This is a genomic window from Cyclobacterium jeungdonense (genome assembly GCF_010994275.1).
GTDB classification, from domain to species: Bacteria; Bacteroidota; Bacteroidia; order Cytophagales; family Cyclobacteriaceae; genus Cyclobacterium; species Cyclobacterium jeungdonense.
Window position 1 is genome coordinate 1 of the sequence record NZ_WMCD01000014.1, and the last position, 18,532, is coordinate 18,532.

The following is an 18,532-nucleotide window of genomic DNA, read 5'->3' on the forward strand; positions in this document are numbered from 1 at the left end:
GACCGCTGTGGTTTTCATGCTATCATCAGAATTCAGATAATGCTGAATCACCTTTCTTTTAAAATCGTCCGAATAGTGTTTTACAATTTTCATGGTTTTGATTGTTTTAAAACCACTCAAATCTGTAAACCTATTTCAGGACAAGACATATCGGTAACGGAAACATGGACTGGATGCTTGGATTTCGATTAAAAACCCCAAAAGGCTACCTGCGTACTTTGCTGTCCAAGTTAATATCATCTAACGAAATCTATAAAACCCATTTCCGACCTGTCTGGGTCCGAACAGGACGACTCCTGGCATGGATTTCAAACCCTGAAACAGTTTATCTTGGAGAATCCGACGGATCATCTTTTTCATGTTTCCGGCTTTGATCCTAATTTTAAGTAGTAATCGACATAAAAAATTGGGGGATGATTTTTTCTAATCCTTTAACTTGTGAAAAGGCACCACAACAACTTTACGGCCCGCATCATAAAATTCATCTTCCTGGCTTAAAGTTACCAATAAGGATTCTTTTTTATCAAAAAACTTCATGGCTTCCCATAGGCCATCCAACTCCCTGTTCAGGTTATCTGGATTCAACTTCACACAAACCTGAACCAAGGATACCGGTCCACTCCGATCGCATAAGACAAAGTCACATTCCTGCTTATCCGAGAAATAATAAATCTCCTGGTATTTTCTCCTAAAGTGAAGAAATACCATGTTCTCAAATTTTCTTCCCTGATCGTCAGAAAATGACCTTGAGTTGGCCGATACCAGTCCCGTATCAATCGCATATACCTTTTTTGGATTGATCAGTTGCTTTTTTTTGGAATAGCTGAATTTTGGTATAAAAAAGAACAGCCAGCTTTCTTCCAAATAGGAAAAATATTCCATCACGGTACTAGTGGCTTTGATTTCCAGTGTTTTTCGCAGATTGTTTCCAGATACCAATTTAGACACATTGGATACAAGATACATGGCCAAATGCTGCAATGACCTAAAATCCCTTACCCCATACCGGACGGTAATATCCCTTAACAACAGGTCATCAAAAAGCTGGTGTAATAATTCTATTTTTTCACTTTTTATATATTCCGGAAACCCACCTTTTTGCAAATAGTCCGACGTACTCTCCGGGGATTTGGGGAGCTCCTTTATGGCACAAAATTGTCCAAAGGAGAAAGGGAAAAGCTCTTTGGTAATATGCCTCCCGGTTAGTTTTGTTCCTAATTCTTTACTAAGTAAAGAGGCATTAGAGCCGGTGATGATAATCTGATGATTTCCCTGGTCCAACTTTTGACGAATATACCGTTCCCAACCAGCCACTACCTGTGTTTCATCAAAAAGCAATTCGTTATGCTTTTGTTCCTTTACCAGCTTATCAATTTTTTGGAAATCTTCTACTGTAAATCCATAAAGCCTGGGATCTTCAAAATTCAAATAAAAGGCGGTTGGATAGGTTTTTTTCATTAATTGGACCAAAAGCGTGCTCTTTCCACATCGTCTTATGCCAGATATAATCAACGAATGGCTCTTGAGCACTGGAAAATTATCCAGTTCTTTTCTTTCCAGGCCTTGCGTTCTGGTGTTTAAATCAGATCTCTGGCTCAAAGCCACTTCTTTCAGTAAGTCGAGGGGTAGCATACATGCGTTTTATGCTAAACTACACTATTGTTGTTTAATAAACAACAATAGTGTAGTTTATTAAACAATAAAAAATACTTTTCCGGATACCTTCAGATAAAATTTAGGATTTTGGTCGGTTCCCTCTTATTTTATTCGTCGCCGATTCGTCAAAAATTTAGCTTTTTTAGGTAGGGACACCATCTCCGTTCGTGGAACCTGGTCAAATGAAAAATACCTGTATTTCACCTTTTCGGCTTTCATCATTTATGGGGCAAGCAAAAACGATAATAAAATGGAGGATGATTTTACTGTATATCAATTTATGCAGAATTCGGTAATTTGGCGGTTCTATGAAGAAACAACTAAATTTAATTCACGCTTGGCCATTGCAAATGGCCTTTTAATATATGGTTTTTGAAAACGCATTTTCGTAAATATCAGGGAGAAATTGCAAATTTCACCCGGTACAAATTGATGGTGTGATGATCTGATGCGCAAATGGAATGATACTTTAATAAGTTAGTTAATTTACAATTAAACAATTAACCGATTAACCAATTAAACCTATAAACCCTTAACCATCTCCCTGGCTACCGATAATAAGTCCAGTCACAGAAATTTAGTTCTGGTCAAACCTAAATGGTCCAGGCCCCTTAACTCTTAACCTGTTGGATTCCATTGAAAATTACCTTGATATTTTTAAATAATCTCAAATCTTCGCTATTTTTAGTGGTAAAAATAACTGGGTGCAGCCAATAGAAATGAAAACATACAAAGCTAAAAAAGGACGCCTGATGCAGGGGATATTGCTTGTCCTGCTGGTATTTCCATTGGCATATGGTCTCTTCGATACAAAACCGATAAAGGAGAAGTTGCGAAGAATTATCCCCCTAACAACTCCGGCCTTATTGATTATATGGCCCTATCTTGACACACAGTATTGGATCCGGGGCCATACCTTTTACTACAAGTCAGGATATATCAAAGGGGAAATTGATATAGCCGATATCACCACCATCCTCAAAGGCAAAACCCGATGGGTGGGAGTGAAGCCAGCACTGGCTACCGGAGGCTTGATCGTAAAATACAAGCGGTATGACGACGTATACATTGCCCCGGAAGACAGTGATGACCTGATTGCCGACCTGCTCACCATCAACCCGACCATCCAGGTAATCGCATCGGAAACCCCATCCGGATCCCAAACCGCCTGAAGGCGGGTGAAACAGCTATAGTTAATAAAGTAAAGAAGCAATCAAATTATCTTTCTAACCAATATCTATATGGAAATAAGGCAACTTGCAAAAAACGAAGCCGGGTTATTTCAGGAATTGATTGACCTTTTTGGAACCGAGTTTGAAATGGATCCATTCCCAAGTCCAGATATAGCTCAGCTGAGGGTGCTGCTACAAAAAGATCATTTCCTTGTCTTTGTAGCCATGAAGGAAGGATCGGTCATTGGTGGTCTGACGGTGTACCGCCTGGATGGCTATTATACCGGAAAGCCTGCAGCCTATATTTATGACCTAGCCGTAAAAAACGAGTTTCAAGGGCAGGGTATAGGAAAACAATTAATGGCCTTCACCCGGGAATTTTGCCGGGAAGAGCGCTATGAAGAAATGTTTGTCCAGGCTGATGGCGATGATGAGAATGCGATTCATTTTTACCGCAGGACCCGGCCGGATGGAGAAGAAAGTGCCGTTCATTTTACCTACAGACTTTAACCGATATCGAAACCGGATTTCTGAAGCAGAACTTTTGAAATGACAAGGTAGATGAAAAGGCATGAGAAAGCTCCGAGGAAAAAACTGTCCGGTACTCCCTACATATACCCGTCTATTATAAAGGGAGATTTAGTTGTAAAATAAAAAACTTCTTGCGGACGAGGTTTGCATGTATATTGAATAGCCGTTTAACCAATAAAACCCTTGCTTCCATTTAACCCTATCAACTAGCCTTGATAAAAGGTCTTAAGATGGAAAAAGCGGGCAGGCCGGCACAAAACCGGGGGGTGCGGGAGGATTGCGGGGGGAAGGATTTTTGTGCCTTGATCTTTTGGGTCAAAGCTTTTCCCGACCAGCGCAGCGAATCGACGGCAAAAAGTACAGAAAAGAATCAGGTTTGCTTAAGGACATAACCTTTGTTCTACCCTCATGCGAGTGCGGAAATCGGCATCAAACCTGCACCGGTATTAGCGAATAGTCATGTTCCTTGTTAAGCGGCTTGACAACAAGCGATAGGAGTTTCAATCTCAGGGGTACGACTACTGCTTCCGCTTACCCGGTATTGGCATCTTTTACCGATTAGCATTGACGGTGGGAGATTTAGCTTCTTTAGACTATTAGTTCTACTTTTAATCAGGTCATATCTCCTCCTTCCCTTATTAAAATTGTTATCAGTGGAAATGCTTTGCTGACCCCTTTCTTTGATATAATCTTGATAGGCATCAGCAGAACGTGATGTTCTCTAATGAATGTATAGCCCACTCATGTGGTAAAAAAAGGTCGTTTTCTGGGGAATATTTGATTGGTTAAATCATTTATAATGAATAAATCTTGTAAATATAGTTACCTAATATCATTTTTTTGTCCTAAATTTCCGCAGCTTTTTTACTAAGAAATTGAGAATACCGGTGCATAGGGAAAAAACTGAAATCAGGCTGGATAGAGGCGATACATTAGGGATGATTGTGACCCATGTGAGATTCTTCCAAGATAGTATTGGGACAGCTATGGTCTTAGAAATCAAATTATGACCACATGAATAATTAAATTCATAGAAAGATTAATTTTTTCTTATTGAATACTATCATATGAGATTTTTGCTTTTATTAGCCAGTCTTTTTACATTGGTTGCATGTTCTGAGGCTGACGAGCCTTTTAAACCTGTCGTTTTTGAAGGAGATATTATTTTAGTTTCTCTTTCGGATCTTCAGAATTTCGCTGATGAAGGTTACACGACCATTAACGGTACCTTGAACATTGTCATTTCCGATGAATTTGAAGATTTAAGTCCTTTAAAAAGCCTTAGGGAGGTTAGGCGTATTATCATTCTGGAAAATGAAAATTTACAAACCTTGATAGGTCTAGAAAATATTCGGGAACTCGAGTTTTTACAGATTGGCTTTAACCCTAAGTTGAAAAACTTAGGCGGACTTCAAAACTTAGTAAGTGTATCCAAGGATATAGAAATTAAGTACAATGATAATTTGACATCATTAACAGGCTTAAAGGGATTGAACACGGTAGGCGAGAAAATGAGTGTTGTTTTTAATGAGTCTTTGAGTAATTTAAACGGATTGGAAAATTTGAAGGAGGCTAAAAAACTGGTGGTTAGCTATAACCCTAACTTAAAGAATATTAGTGGCTTGGAGGGTTTTAATAAATCAATAGCAGTACTGCTTTATTCCAATCCACTATTGAACGATTTCTGTCCGTTGACCAATTTCGTAAAAAATAGAAGAAACGGAGATGTTTTCTACACCCAAGGAAACCTCTACAATCCCACATCAGAGGACTTGGAAAACAATAATTGTGCGATGCTCCCATAGGATACCGCTAGTAATTATTTGCCTTATAAAGGATTCAATTTTTTTGTACCCCAATTCTGGTACTGGAACGATTCGGTTTGGGTTTACTTAGGTGGACACTCTTAATTTTGCTTTTTTATGCCACTAGGTTTACTTTTAACCATGTTACATTTTCGTTTACCAATACTAGCCTTGCTGGCCGTAGGACTGCTTTCCTGTTCCCGTTCCAAAAAGGAAACTTCCGGTGCCGACAGCTATTCCATCCAATTGGTGGACTCCCTGCGCGTCGATTATATGGGCAGCCTGGAGCTTAAGGATTATGATCCGGAAACCAACCAGTACCTTGCCTACAACCAACAGGAAAAGGAAGTTTTGATTTTTGATACCTCAGGAGCTATCCAACATACTTTTATCCTGCAAGACGACGGCCCGGAGGCCATCAGCGGCTATGGGCTAAACCCCAGGTTCTCGGCAGGAAACATCTGTATTTTTGCCGATCAAATCTATACATTGAGCAGAGAGGGAAAGGTATTGAACCGGACGGAGATACCCTATCCCTATTTCTGGATCGTGGGTGGCGCACATATAGCAGCTTCTTCGCTGGAGGATAAATTGCTGTACTACAAACCGGAATCGGCAGAAGAAGGGCAGGACCGGCAGGCAGCCTACCGACGCATGCTGGACGGAGGACCCATGATGGAGGTCCTGGATACGATCAGCGGCGAATACTATCCTACCATGCAGTTTCCGGAAACCGATGCCTTTGAAGAAGGGCTCTTTTACGGGTACCCTACGCCCCTTATCCAAAATGGCGGCTCCCAATGGTTCCTTTCGGTCAATAATGCCCTGGAGTTTCATGTTTATAGCGAAGAGGAACAACAGTTGCTCTTTGAGCAGACGGTAAAAAATTCCGGCGAAGAACGCCTTCCCGGACCAGCCCGTGCCATTGGAGCAGATGGATACTTTTTTCGAAAAAAATGGGCTTGTCTACCGTATCCCCCAGATCCACCGGTTTTTACCACTGAAGGATCATTTGATCGCCTTTTACAGCAAGGGTGTTTCTCCCGAAACGAAAGCAGCCTATGATGTGTCGGATCCGGCACAGCGGCGGGAATTGGTGTACTCCTTTCCCTTGGAATTTGCCGTTTTTGATTCGGAGTTTGGCCTGCGCGCAGTGGACCTGCCCATTCCGAAAAGCATGGTTCCTTTTGAGGCCCTGGTGGACAAAAAGGGCCAAATCGTAGCACTAAAAGACCAGGAACAGGCAGGTGTGGAAGAGGATTTTCATACGGTTTATAAATTTAAAATGGTATACGGAGGGGAGTAAATTTAATTTTTGGTCGCGAGAAGATAGCCATTTAGTTAGAAACCTGAATTCGATTCTAGCTGATGTTTCTGTGGACAAGCGGTACCTTTCTACAATGAACACAGAAAATGCAGATAAGATAAATCCCCCTTAAAAAGAGGGCAGGGGGATTTTTTCGACATGCTAAGTATTAAAATCCTTCATTTATCTCCCAAAATTCCCCCGATTAGTAAAATTTAACACCTTTTATGTAATGGTTTCATTTTCTTTTGTGGATCTTGGGAAGATGAAAATAGGGCTTTGTATATGCTGTTTGGCTTTGGCCTTTTTTGGGTGCAGGAATAAAGATAAAATAAGAGAAGATTCTTTTTCCGGCTATCAATTGATGCTGACCGATTCCATTCAGGCGGATTATCAGGGGAATCTGTTTCTTTATGACTACGACTCGTCAACCCACCTTTTTCTGGGCATGGACAACGGTACGGATGAAGTACTGCTGTTTGACAGGGAAGGAAACGTCAGTTCCCGGTTTCACCTGGCAAAGGACGGCCCCAATGCCATCTCATGGGCTATGGGATGGGGCTTTTTTAAGGGGCAGTTCACGGTAATGGATGCCGCAAAGGGCTTACTGTTTTTTTCCACACAGGGAGAAATCGTCAAGCGCATGGATTTAAATCCTCCGTACACCTTTATCAATGGGCTCAAAAGTCCCGTTCATGCCTTCGGAAAGGAACTGGCCTATATCCGACCGGAAAGGGGAGAACAGGATTATACCAACCAGGCCGAAATGTTTGAAAGCATTTACCGCAGTCCCATTCTGGAACTGGTTGATCCGGAAACAGGTGCCTACAGGCAGACCATGCCTTTTCCACCCGGAACGATATACGAGGACGGCAATTTTTACCACTGGATCTTTCCTGCCGTGATTCCTGCAGGAGAGGAGTGGTTGGTCTATTTCAGGGGCGAATTGGCCTATCACGTGTACGCACAGGCAGGGGGAGAATTGGATTACCACAATACCATCGACCTGGACCTGAAAGATGCCGTCGCAATAAAAGGCGTTCCCATGGCCAGCATGGACGATTACTACGAAGCGAGTCTTTACAATGTTTTTGGCAGGATCCAAAACCTGTATGTGTTGGACAGCCAGATCCTCATCCATTACACCAAGGGTATGGAGGAGGAAAAGGCCAAATCCTTTCCCAGGAATACCATGGAAGAAAGAGCGGCATTTTCCCTTCAAATCAGCAATTACCTGGCGGTTCTGGATCGGGAACATCGGATACTGCAAAAGGATATTCCTTTTCCACAGGGTATCACGCTCAGCAGTGTGGTGGATGAAAATGGAGCTATTTTGGGCCTGAAGGATCAGGATTATTTTGGGGTGGAGGAGGATAAGGTTACTTTTTATCAAATGAAGTTGATTATAAAATAATCTAAAGAAGGTATTTCCTGGTACGTTTACGAAAAAAACCTTCGAGGTCTCAAAGACCTCAAAGGTTATAGCCATTGACTTTTGGGGTTTCCCTAACCCGAAGGTCTCTTCCGGAGCGTTTACGAATAAAACCTTCGAGGTCCCGAAGCCCCAAAGGTTATAGCCATTGATCTTTGGGGTTTTCCGAAGCAAGGTCTTTTCGCAGAGCGTATACGAAGAAACCCTCGAGGTCCCGAAGACCTCAATGGTTATTTGTCCTCGGAACTTTCAAATAAGTCTGAAATATTTAATTTAAAACCTGTAATTACCTGAGAATGGACCAGATCTCCATGGGTGAGTAAGCGGGTGGGCTGATAGGCACCATTAATTAACCGGTACACCAATAAGGTCTGTTCATCGGGATGAATGATCCAGTATTCTTTAACCCCACTTTTTTCGTAAACGTCATATTTTTGCTTGAGCTCCTTTTGGTTATTGCCAGGAGAAAGGATTTCCACCACCAGATCGGGTGCGCCCAAGCAACCCCTGTCGTCCAATTTGCTGCGGTCGCAAACCACGCAGATATCTGGTTGTATCACGGTATCAATTTTTTCAGGCAAGTTAGAGTCCTTGGGAAGACGAACATCAAATGGCGCAATAAACACCCTGCATGGATGTTGATCTAGATGGTCAGCAAATTTTCTGGCCATTTCCAGCAAAATTTGCTGATGGATCCGTCGTGGCGCAGCAGCTGCCCGAAAAACCTTGCCTTTAATCAATTCCACCATTTCATCCATCTGCCAATGGAGGTAGTCCAAATAGGTGTAATGGCCATAAGAGGTGAAAGGCTCTTCCGATTGGTTTGGTTTTTCATGGAAATCCATAGCAGGAATTTACAAATAATATTTCAGAAATACTGGATGATAGGCAGGTGATTCATGGAAAACTACACAATTAATTTTATGTGGTGATGTGGTGATGTGTTGATGCCTGCGGTGCCTGAGCGGAGTCGGGCTTCGACAGGCTCAGCCAGAAAAGGCATGAAATGGTGTGACACTGGCCAAGCCTTCACTTTTCTGCCATTCGGAAAAATTATCATTGCATCAACCTGTGTATGATAAAATATTTGGTATTTTAGTCGGTGGGAATAAAATCCCTGTGTCCAAAACACGCATCCACTTTGGACCAATCGGGTGGGCTATGTGGATTTTGAAAAAACCACCGACTGGGTGGCAGCAGATATTGCCATTGCCAGGCAGAGAGAGCAGCAATAATGAAAAACCTAATAATGCGACTTATACTATTTTTACCCTTGCTTATCATCATTTTACCAAACATCCTGTTCGCCCAGGAATCTCGCCATCTCACCTTGAATGATTCCATACTCGTGAAGCCTACCTTGGTTTATTCAGAAACATTCAACGACCTGGACCATTGGATAACCGAGCAGCAACCCGGAGGAACGGTCGTTTTAAATAGGGGTAGAATGGAAATCGAAGACAAGGCGGGTTGTACCGTCTGGTTTGATAAGCAATTGCGTCAACCAGTTATGATCGAGTTTACCGCTACTGTGATTGATGAAGGAGGGCCACTGGACCGGGTGTCGGACTTAAACTGTTTCTGGTTGGCTACCGATCCCTGGCACACGAATTTTTTTGGGGATGCGCATCCACATAGAGCGGGTAAATTTAGTCAGTATGATAGCTTAAAGCTCTATTACGTGGGGCTTGGCGGTCATAATAACACAAAGACGAGGTTTCGCAGATATTCTGGAAATGGGCAAAAGCCGCTACTCCCGGCACACGATCTTTCAGATGAAGCATACCTGATCGTCCCGAATGTCCCTAACCGGATACGCATTATCGTGTACAATACTACGATCCAATACTGGAGAAATGAACAACTGATTTTTAATGTATACGATGCGTCACCGTATGATTCCGGCTATTTTGCCTTTCGGACGGTGAATAATCACCTTTTTATTGATGATTTTAACGTGTATGAGCTTTCAAAAATGGATGTTCCTTAGTACCATAAAAGAAAAAACGTAGTGGATAGTACTAACACATTGGAAAAAAGATCGAAAACAATCCTCTATATAGTTATATAGTGCAAAAATGAAATCGAGCATGACGAGATCGACACACAGAGGGATGATTATAAAGCATGCGAGATTCCATATGGCCGCTTAAAGACAATTATAAACATATGAAAGAATACATCACTGGAGCCTTCTTACTATTTGGTGTTTTCCTTATATCCTGTTCGGAAAAGCAACAAGAAACAGAAAAAAGGCAACCCAATATCCTCTTTATCGCCGTGGACGATTTGCGGCCGGAGCTCAATTTTTATGGCGCAGAGCACATTCAGTCCCCCAACCTGGATCGGCTGGCCAGCCAAAGCCTGGTATTCGATCGTGCCTATTGCAATGTACCGGTCTGCGGGGCATCCCGGGCCAGTCTGCTGACCGGAACCAGGCCGACACGCTACCGATTTATAGATTATAAAACATTGAAGGACGCAGACTACCCGGAGGCAGAATCCCTGCCCATACGCTTCAAGAACAACGGCTACACCACCGTATCCAACGGGAAAGTGTACCATCATGCCAAGGACGATTCCCTGGCCTGGGACGAGATTTGGCAACCGTCGGGAAAATATAGCTATGCTACCGAAGCATACCGGGAGATTCGGGCAAATACCTTTCGCGGCATGCCCATGGAAAACGCTGATGTGCCGGATTCTGCGTACAGGGACGGTAAGTTGGCGCTAAAAGCCATACGTGATTTGAACAAACTCAAGGATGGAAACAAGCCCTTCTTTCTGGCACTGGGATTTTACAAGCCGCACCTGCCCTTTACCGCGCCCAAAAAATACTGGGACCAGTACCGGCGGGAGGACATCGAGCTTCCCGAAAATTACCGGCAGCCGGAAACCACGCCCCGCAAAGCTTATCATAATTTTGGAGAGCTCAGAAATTACGAGACCATACCCAAGGAAGGTGATTTGCCGAAAGCGCAGGCAAAGGAACTGATTCATGGCTATTATGCCTGTGTAAGCTATACCGATGCCCAAATCGGCATGGTACTGGACGAATTGGAGCGGTTGGGCCTGGCCGAAAACACCATCGTTGTCCTTTGGGGGGATCATGGCTGGAACCTGGGAGACCACAAGCTTTGGTGCAAACACGCCAATTTCAACTCCTCCCTTCGGGTCCCCATGCTCGTCAAAGTCCCGGGAAAAACCAATGGACAGCACACCGATTTCATCACCGAGACGATCGACCTGTACCCCAGCCTTTGTGAGCTGGCAGGCATTGAAAAACCGGCTCATCTGGAAGGAGACAGCTTTGTTTCCCTAATGGAAAGCGGAAAACGGGAAAAGAACCATGCGGTGGTCAAGTTTCACGACGGAGTCACGCTGATATCCGATTCGTTCCAATATACCGAATGGACCGATGACCGGGGTGTCGCTTACGAACGCATGCTTTTTAACCAAGCTTCCGACCCATTGCAGCTGGACAACCTGGCCGAAAAAGAAAGATACCAAACCCAGGTAACCGAATTGTCACGCGAATTGCGTGAAAAATGGGGATCGGATTTCCTAAGCAAGCCCTAGGTAATAGATAAATGAAAGAATGACAAAATGTACAACGGCGGACGTTGATTGATGGTGGAATAGCGATTGTTTTAACTGTGATAATGGATGGTCATTGGCCGGGCATTTCCTAGGCAGGATCAGAATGATTTCCCTACTTATTCCCAGCAGTCGCCAAAATCCCTATTTATAATGGTAAATTAAGGAAAAAGGAGTACTTTTAATATCTCTTTTTCTTAATCATTGATAGAAAAATAACCTTATACATGCTTAAATCGATTTCTACTATCTTGGTATGGATGGCTTTCACTCCCTTGATTTGTCAGGCCCAATCCACCAACCAATCGAACCAAAAACCCAACATTATCTTTATCCTAACTGACGACCAGCGCTGGGATGCCCTGGGGCATGCCGGGAACGACCTAATCCACACCCCGGAAATGGACCGCCTGGCGGAAGAAGGTGCCTACTTTAAAAATGCCCTGGTCACCACCCCTATTTGTGCCGCCAGCAGGGCCACCATTTTCACCGGCCTGTATGAACGCACCCATGCCTACACCTTTCAAACCGGACCCATCCGGGAAGAATACATGGAAACCGCCTACCCCAAGCTACTGAAGGAAGCCGGATACCGTGTCGGTTTCTTTGGAAAGTATGGGGTCAACCACAAGGACCTTGCCGGGCAATTTGATGAATACGAATCCTACGACCGAAACGGACAATTTAGGGATCGCCGGGGCTATTTTTACAAAACCATCGGCAGCGATACCGTCCACCTGACCCGCTATACCGGGCAGCAGGCCTTGGATTTTATCGACCAGGCCAATCCCAACGAACCCTTTTGTCTTTCCTTGTCTTTCAGTGCCCCCCATGCCCACGATCCGGCCGAAGACCAGTATTTTTGGCAGCAAGAAGTGGACCCCCTTTTGCAGGGCGTTACCATCCCCGATGCCGACCTTTCCGAAGACCGCTACTTTGAAGCCCAGCCGGAAATCGTCAAATCCGGCTTCAATCGCTTGCGCTGGACCTGGCGCTACGATACCCCCGAAAAATACCAGCACAGCGTCAAGGGCTATTATCGCATGATTTCCGGCATAGACCGGGAAATCGCCAAAATCAGAAAGCAACTCCGCGATAAAGGGCTGGACCAGAATACGGTCATAATCCTCATGGGCGACAATGGTTACTTTTTGGGCGAGCGGCAGTTGGCCGGAAAATGGTTGATGTACGACAACTCCATCCGGGTACCGCTGATTGTGCACGACCCTCGGGTGGCCAAACCGATGGAATCGGAGGCCTTGGCAGCCAATGTAGACGTGCCTGCTACCATTTTAGACCTGGCCGGCCTGCCCATTCCGGCGGCTTACCAGGGTAAAAGCCTGGTTCCAGTTATTCAGGGACGGGAAGAGCTTGGCCGGGACACCGTACTCATCGAGCATCTCTGGGATTTTGAAAATATTCCGCCCAGTGAAGGACTGCGTACGGCAGACTGGAAATATTTCCGCTACATCAATGATAAATCAATTGAGGAATTATACTATCTGGCCGAAGATTCCCGGGAAATAAACAACCTGGCCTCCGATCCTGCGCATGCTGCCACATTGCAAGCATTCCGTAAGAAAATGGATAGCATGGGAGAAGCATTTTCCGACGAAAGTACAGCAGCCCCCAAAAACCTTCATGTGGAGATGTTGCGAAAGCCAGCCGGTCTTGTCCTTCGGGATTTGACTCCGGAATTTGGCTGGCAGGTGCCTGAGGGGATGGCTTTTCAAACGGCCTACCAGGTGCTGGTCAGCAGTTCGCCGGAAAAAAGCTACCAGAATATTGGCGATATCTGGAACAGCGGGAAAATACAGGGAAAGGAATCGTTCAATATTGCCTACAAGGGTCCTGCTTTGCAGGAGAATAAGACCTATTACTGGAAGGTACGGATCTGGGACGGAGACAACCGCACCGGAAGGTATTCCCCGGCCCAGCCATTCCAGGTAACTTCATCGGAAGGATATATTACGACGGCCAACCGTTTCATGCAGGAAGATATCCTGCCCCAAACCCTCAAAAAAGTAAGCCCCGATACCTGGTTGGCTGATTTTGGTAAAGCGGCCTTTGCCAGCCTGACTTTCAGTTATCAGGCAGCGCAGGAAGAAACCCTGACCCTTAGGTTAGGGGAACAGCTACAAGACGGACGCATTCATACCGAACCCCAGGGACATATTCGATTTCAGGAAGTAAACGTATCGGTAAGCCCGGGACAAGAACAGTATGCCGTTCAGCTTCCTCCGGATGAGCGCAATACCGGTCCGGCGGCCGTGGCCCTACCGGATTCCTTTCCCGTGTTACTTCCCTTTCGCTATGCAGAAATCACGGCAACCAAACAGCCGGAAAGCCTGACCCAAAAAGCTTATTTTGGGTATTTTGAGGAAGATCAAAGTAGTTTTAGCAGTTCGGATACCATTCTGAATCAGGTATGGGACCTGTGTAAATACACCATGAAAGCCACTTCTTTTGCGGGAATCTATGTGGATGGGGACCGGGAGCGCATTCCCTACGAAGCAGATGCCTACATCAACCAACTCAGTCATTATGCCGTGGATTGGGAATACCCCATTGCGCGGCGTAGCATCGAATATTTTATGGAAAACCCCACCTGGCCTACTGAGTGGCAGCTGCATGTGGCGCTGATGTTTTACGAGGATTACCTGTACACGGGAAATACCGAACTGATTGAAAAATACTACGAGGAACTGAAGCACAAAACCCTGATGGAGTTGGCTCGGGAAGACGGGCTGATCAGTTCGTCGAGGGCTACACCTGAATTTATGAAAAAGCTGGGTTTTAAAGATCCTGATGTGAAGATGCGCGATATTGTGGACTGGCCACCCGCCCAAAAGGACACCGGTTGGGAGTTGGCCACGGAAGAAGGCGAAAGGGACGGGTTTGTGTTTACCCCCATCAATACCGTGATCAATGCCTTGTACTTCCGCAATCTGGAGATCATGGGGGAATTTGCCCGGATCATGGGCAAAACAAGGGAGGCCATGGAATACGATCTGATGGCTGCAAAGGTGAAGAAAGCGGTGACCGAGAAGTTGATGGATCCGGAGAAAGGCATTTACCTGGATGGGGAAGGTGCCGGGCATTCTTCCTTGCATGCCAACATGATGCCGCTGGCATTCAATATGGTACCCAAAGAAAATATTCAAGAAGTGGTGGAATTTATCAAATCCCGGGGCATGGCCTGCAGTGTATACGGCTCTCAATACCTGATGGATGGTCTTTACAATGCCGGTGCGGCAGATTATGCACTGGACCTGATGACGGCAACACATGATCGAAGTTGGTGGAATATGATTGCCATTGGCTCCACCATGACACTTGAAGCATGGGACATGAAATACAAGCCCAATGCCGACTGGAACCATGCCTGGGGAGCCGTCCCCGGGAATATAGTGGCTCGAAAGATGTGGGGGATTGTGCCCAAAACACCAGGAGGGGGTCTGCTGGAGATTAGGCCCCAGCTGAGCAGGCTGACAGAGACCGATATCATCGTTCCTTTCCTTACCGGCAAGGTGAAAGCTTCTTACAAAAGGGTAAACAATCGCCTGCAGCGCTATGCTTTTGATTTGCCGGCCAATGTATCTGCCGATTTGTTTTTGGAATTTGGCCCTAACGATGCAGTTTCTCTCAATGGAGAAAAAGTCAACACCCAATTCGGCTCCATCCGGCTGTCTCCGGGCCGGAATGAAATTGAGTTGCAGGTGAATTCTTTTTAGAGTTTCTTTAGAAGTTGCTAGTGAAAAATGATAAAAAAGTTCTTTTCTATCGGTTATACTGCAAGCGACGGGATATTCACCCTGTTTGCCGGGGGCTATTGATGCTGCAATACAAAATTGAGTGGATCGATGACAGGAAGTTCAGAAGCAAAGAAATCAGGGCTATTGGTAGTTAGTATAATATCGCAGTTCCCGCTTAGTGCACAGCAGTATTGCAGGCCGTCTTCGTAATCCGGCCAAAGGTCAAAATTTAATGCAGAAAGAAACGAGGGATTGAATGGTGTAATCTGAAGAATAGCAAGATAGGCATAAGCACGCTGAGCTGCTGTTTTGGGATTGTTGATTTTTCGGTCAATAATAGAAAACAGTCTTTTCAGGCAGGAAAGTGCCATTTATAGGGTAATAGCTTTTTTCCTTATTTGAATTTCAAGAACCGTATCCCCAAGATTCTTTGGATCAATTGCCTGCTGCTTGAGGTATCAATTTTGGCTAAAGCCCCTGGTTTAGGATTCCATTCTACAGAATGGGCTAAAGCCGCATTCCTATTTAACAACCTTCAATTGGAACCGGGGTTCTTTTGATCAATTGCCTACTGCTTTAGCTGTAGGCAATAGAGGATTTGTGCGTATCCTTGGCTTTAGCCAAATTGCTTATCGCTTTGTGACGTTTGAGGGCACAATTCAAATCCAGTGAATCATTGGAAACTATTGTTTATCAAAACCAATAAAAAAAATAGGAACTTATATTACCTTCATTTTTGCTAACGCCGGTCTTATCGGCACTGCACGGATATATGCCAGGATCAGTGATAAGGGCAGTATCACCGAAGTGCTGGATGTTAAACCCGGTGAGAAATTTATGGCGTTTGATAAAATCGTCATTATTGGATATACCAATGACGATTCCCAAGAATTCAAAATGACGAAATCTTATCGTAGTCAAAGCCTTTTGGCAGAAGGTGAACGGGTAGTTGCATCCCTTCCAAAATTGGAAATTACCGACCTTCAGGGGAAACTGGTTCAGTTTAATTTTAAATTCGACTTACGTTCGACTTATGACAAGAGCAAAATATGGGAGCCTGATATAGACCAGGAAACAATAAACCTAATCTCAAAATAAGACCGGGAATTATTTTAAAGTAAGTTTATCCGCTTTCCCAACTATGTCATGAAATCGAGCATGACGCAAGCCCCCCACGGAGGGATGATTATAAAACATGCGAGATTCCATATGGCCGTTAAACATATGAAAATGAAAGCTTATCTCAGAACACGCTATGGGGGACCGGAGGTGCTGCACCTGGGCAGGGTGGCAAAGCCTACCGTTAAGAAAGGCCACTTACTAGTAAGGATAGCGGCAAACTCGGCCAATCCTGCCGATTGGCATATATTACGTGGAACACCCGTGTTAGCCCGGTTGGCTTTTGGAGTGATAACCCCCAAAAACAAACTGCTGGGGGCTGATTTTGCGGGCACGGTGGAAGAAGTAGGGGAGGATGCAGGCCCGTTTCAGGTAGGAGACCGGGTGTTCGGGGAGGATTTAAAAGGTGGAACCTTTGCCGAATTTGCTGTGGTTCCCGCTACTGCTTGTGCCCACATGCCGGAGGGCAGCAGTTTTGCCGCCATGGCAAGCATTCCAGTTGCAGGCCTTACGGCTTTGCAGGGGCTACTCACCCATGGCAAGCTACAAAATGGGGAGTCGTTGCTTATCAACGGTGCCTCCGGTGGCGTAGGTCATTTAGCAGTACAAATCGCAAAGGCGTTTGGAGCTCGTGTCACGGGAGTTTGTTCGGCAAGAAACAGGGATTTTGTGCAATCCCTTGGAGCCGATGAGGTCATCGCCTACGACAAAGATAACCTTCAACGTCACCAGGGAAAATACGACCTGGTTTTTGATACTCATGGAAACCTGTTTTACCGGGACTTTACCCGCATGGGGAAGCGGGGTGTGGTAATCGGCTTTACCAACATGAAACACTTGGCACTCCTAATGTTGCAAGGGGCATTGGGTAAATTTCCATTGGCGCAGTTTACCGCTGCCGCTAACACGCAAGATCTGGAAACACTCGCATCCCTGGTGAAAGAAGGGAAAATCAGTGTTCACCTGGAAAAGACCTATTCCTACCGGGATATCCCAAAGGCAATAACCTACATAGAAGCCATGCGTACCAGGGGTAAGGTGGCTATGATTTGGGAGGAAGGTTAAATACTTTCAAACCCAAATAGCCTGGTTTCCATTTTTTTCTTTCCAGGAAAGAAGAATTTTTTTTTCATAATATTTCTGATTTTCAGCAATCTGACTATTGCTAAATAAAATTTTAAATTTAACTTTGTATTTCAAAGTACTTTTAAAATGAAAAAAGAACAAGATTACCTAAGAGATATTACCGAGATCCGTAGCCTGATGGAGCGGTCTTCCCGGTTTTATTCCCTTTCCGGATCGGCAGGCATTCTTGCAGGAAGCTATGCGTTGATCGGCGCCTTTCTGGCTTATTGGATGTTCGGTTTTAATCCCGACCAGGTAACGGATGCCGCCCTTCTTTCCGAAGGGATTTACCCCAATCTGGCAAAAACCTTGTTGATTGCGGTATTGGTTTTGGCACTGTCAGTAGGGAGTACCGTTTTTTTATCCTATCAGAAGGCCTATAAGCGAAAGGAAAAGGCATGGAGTCCTACCGCCCGGCGATTGGTGCTCCAAATGGCCCTTCCGCTGACGGCTGGTGGCATTTTGCTGCTAATAGTGCTGGGAAAAGGGATGACCGGTTTCCTTGCGCCCCTTTCCCTGATTTTTTATGGCTTGGCTATTTTCAATGCCGGGCACGCTGCCTTTGACGAATTAAAGCCGCTTGGTCTATTGCAGATCGGCCTGGGCTTATTTTGCGCCCATTTTATTCCCTATGGACTCTTGTGCTGGGCGATTGGTTTCGGCTTGTTGCATATTCTGTTTGGACTTTACATGCATGTTACCTACGAAAAGTGAAAACTTCGATCCACGGACTACATAAGGTATTTGAAAGCCGGATTCGGCTGGGCATCATGTCCGCCCTGATGGTTAATCAAAAGCTGGATTTCAATGAATTCAAGCATTTGCTTGAACTCACGGATGGGAACCTTGCCAGTCACCTAACAGCCTTGGAAAAACACCGGTTTATTCAGGTAAAAAAGCAGTTTGTGGGCAAAAAGCCTAACACCAGCTACTCGGCTACGGATCTGGGCCGGCAAAAATTCACCCAACACTTGAACACGTTGGAAGCACTTATCAAAAAAGTCAGTCAAAAATAACTCATCCACATCTCACCC

Annotated in this window: 16 protein-coding genes; 13 read left to right on the top strand and 3 right to left on the bottom strand. The window is 44.9% G+C overall.

Features of this window, described 5'->3' with window-relative positions:
* Positions 1-423 precede the first annotated feature (423 nt).
* Positions 424-1,632 carry an ATP-binding protein gene (locus GKS34_RS20975; RefSeq protein ID WP_163386958.1) on the bottom strand — a complete coding sequence of 403 codons (1,209 nt, stop codon included), beginning with the start codon at positions 1,630-1,632 and terminating at the stop codon, positions 424-426.
* A 743-nt stretch (positions 1,633-2,375) separates the two neighbouring features.
* Here GKS34_RS20975 and GKS34_RS20980 point away from each other — a divergent pair.
* The 6 genes from GKS34_RS20980 to GKS34_RS21005 all read left to right on the top strand — a co-directional run bounded on the left by GKS34_RS20980 (position 2,376) and on the right by GKS34_RS21005 (position 7,884).
* Positions 2,376-2,828, top strand: coding sequence for a PH domain-containing protein (locus tag GKS34_RS20980; protein WP_163386959.1), 453 nt, complete (start codon positions 2,376-2,378; stop codon positions 2,826-2,828).
* 69 nt (positions 2,829-2,897) lie between these two features.
* Positions 2,898-3,338: a GNAT family N-acetyltransferase gene (locus tag GKS34_RS20985; RefSeq protein ID WP_163386960.1), complete on the top strand. Its 441-nt coding sequence runs from the start codon at positions 2,898-2,900 to the stop codon at positions 3,336-3,338.
* A 1,088-nt stretch (positions 3,339-4,426) separates the two neighbouring features.
* Positions 4,427-5,164 carry a hypothetical protein gene (locus GKS34_RS20990; protein ID WP_163386961.1) on the top strand — a complete coding sequence of 246 codons (738 nt, stop codon included), beginning with the start codon at positions 4,427-4,429 and terminating at the stop codon, positions 5,162-5,164.
* A 141-nt stretch (positions 5,165-5,305) separates the two neighbouring features.
* Entirely contained in the window at positions 5,306-6,229 is a 924-nt protein-coding gene (locus tag GKS34_RS20995) for a hypothetical protein (protein ID WP_163386962.1), read from the top strand.
* Positions 6,177-6,470 carry a hypothetical protein gene (locus GKS34_RS21000; RefSeq protein ID WP_163386963.1) on the top strand — a complete coding sequence of 98 codons (294 nt, stop codon included), beginning with the start codon at positions 6,177-6,179 and terminating at the stop codon, positions 6,468-6,470. The genes GKS34_RS20995 and GKS34_RS21000 overlap by 53 nt, the downstream gene beginning before the upstream one ends.
* Before the next feature lie 232 nt (positions 6,471-6,702).
* Positions 6,703-7,884, top strand: a complete 1,182-nt coding sequence (locus GKS34_RS21005) for a hypothetical protein (protein WP_163386964.1) — start codon at positions 6,703-6,705, stop codon at positions 7,882-7,884.
* Positions 7,885-8,132: 248 nt separating this feature from the next.
* Here GKS34_RS21005 and GKS34_RS21010 read toward each other — a convergent pair whose 3' ends face one another.
* The gene (locus tag GKS34_RS21010; RefSeq protein WP_163386965.1) at positions 8,133-8,747 is read right to left on the bottom strand and encodes a Uma2 family endonuclease; all 615 of its coding nucleotides are present in this window, start codon (positions 8,745-8,747) and stop codon (positions 8,133-8,135) included.
* A gap of 404 nt (positions 8,748-9,151) precedes the next feature.
* Between GKS34_RS21010 and GKS34_RS21015 the strand changes: the two genes are divergently transcribed.
* The 3 genes from GKS34_RS21015 to GKS34_RS21025 all read left to right on the top strand — a co-directional run bounded on the left by GKS34_RS21015 (position 9,152) and on the right by GKS34_RS21025 (position 15,233).
* Complete coding sequence (locus GKS34_RS21015) at positions 9,152-9,892, top strand: DUF6250 domain-containing protein (protein ID WP_163386966.1); 741 nt, start codon at positions 9,152-9,154, stop codon at positions 9,890-9,892.
* Positions 9,893-10,029: 137 nt separating this feature from the next.
* Positions 10,030-11,481 carry a sulfatase gene (locus tag GKS34_RS21020; RefSeq protein ID WP_240459405.1) on the top strand — a complete coding sequence of 484 codons (1,452 nt, stop codon included), beginning with the start codon at positions 10,030-10,032 and terminating at the stop codon, positions 11,479-11,481.
* Between the two features lie 245 nt (positions 11,482-11,726).
* Complete coding sequence (locus tag GKS34_RS21025; protein ID WP_163386967.1) at positions 11,727-15,233, top strand: sulfatase-like hydrolase/transferase; 3,507 nt, start codon at positions 11,727-11,729, stop codon at positions 15,231-15,233.
* Positions 15,234-15,328: 95 nt separating this feature from the next.
* Here the strand turns inward: GKS34_RS21025 and GKS34_RS21030 are convergent, their stop codons facing one another.
* Positions 15,329-15,625 carry a PIN domain-containing protein gene (locus GKS34_RS21030; protein ID WP_163386968.1) on the bottom strand — a complete coding sequence of 99 codons (297 nt, stop codon included), beginning with the start codon at positions 15,623-15,625 and terminating at the stop codon, positions 15,329-15,331.
* Positions 15,626-16,091: 466 nt separating this feature from the next.
* On the opposite strand from GKS34_RS21030, the gene GKS34_RS21035 reads away from it, so the two are divergent.
* The 4 genes from GKS34_RS21035 (at position 16,092) to GKS34_RS21050 (ending at position 18,514) form a co-directional block, all read left to right on the top strand.
* Positions 16,092-16,352 carry a hypothetical protein gene (locus GKS34_RS21035; RefSeq protein WP_163386969.1) on the top strand — a complete coding sequence of 87 codons (261 nt, stop codon included), beginning with the start codon at positions 16,092-16,094 and terminating at the stop codon, positions 16,350-16,352.
* A gap of 132 nt (positions 16,353-16,484) precedes the next feature.
* On the top strand, positions 16,485-17,438 hold the full coding sequence (locus GKS34_RS21040; protein WP_163386970.1) for an NAD(P)-dependent alcohol dehydrogenase: 954 nt from the start codon (positions 16,485-16,487) through the stop codon (positions 17,436-17,438).
* Between the two features lie 147 nt (positions 17,439-17,585).
* On the top strand, positions 17,586-18,212 hold the full coding sequence (locus GKS34_RS21045) for a hypothetical protein (protein WP_163386971.1): 627 nt from the start codon (positions 17,586-17,588) through the stop codon (positions 18,210-18,212).
* Entirely contained in the window at positions 18,209-18,514 is a 306-nt protein-coding gene (locus GKS34_RS21050; protein WP_163386972.1) for a winged helix-turn-helix domain-containing protein, read from the top strand. Before GKS34_RS21045 ends, GKS34_RS21050 begins: the two co-directional genes overlap by 4 nt.
* The last annotated feature ends 18 nt before the right edge of the window (positions 18,515-18,532 follow it).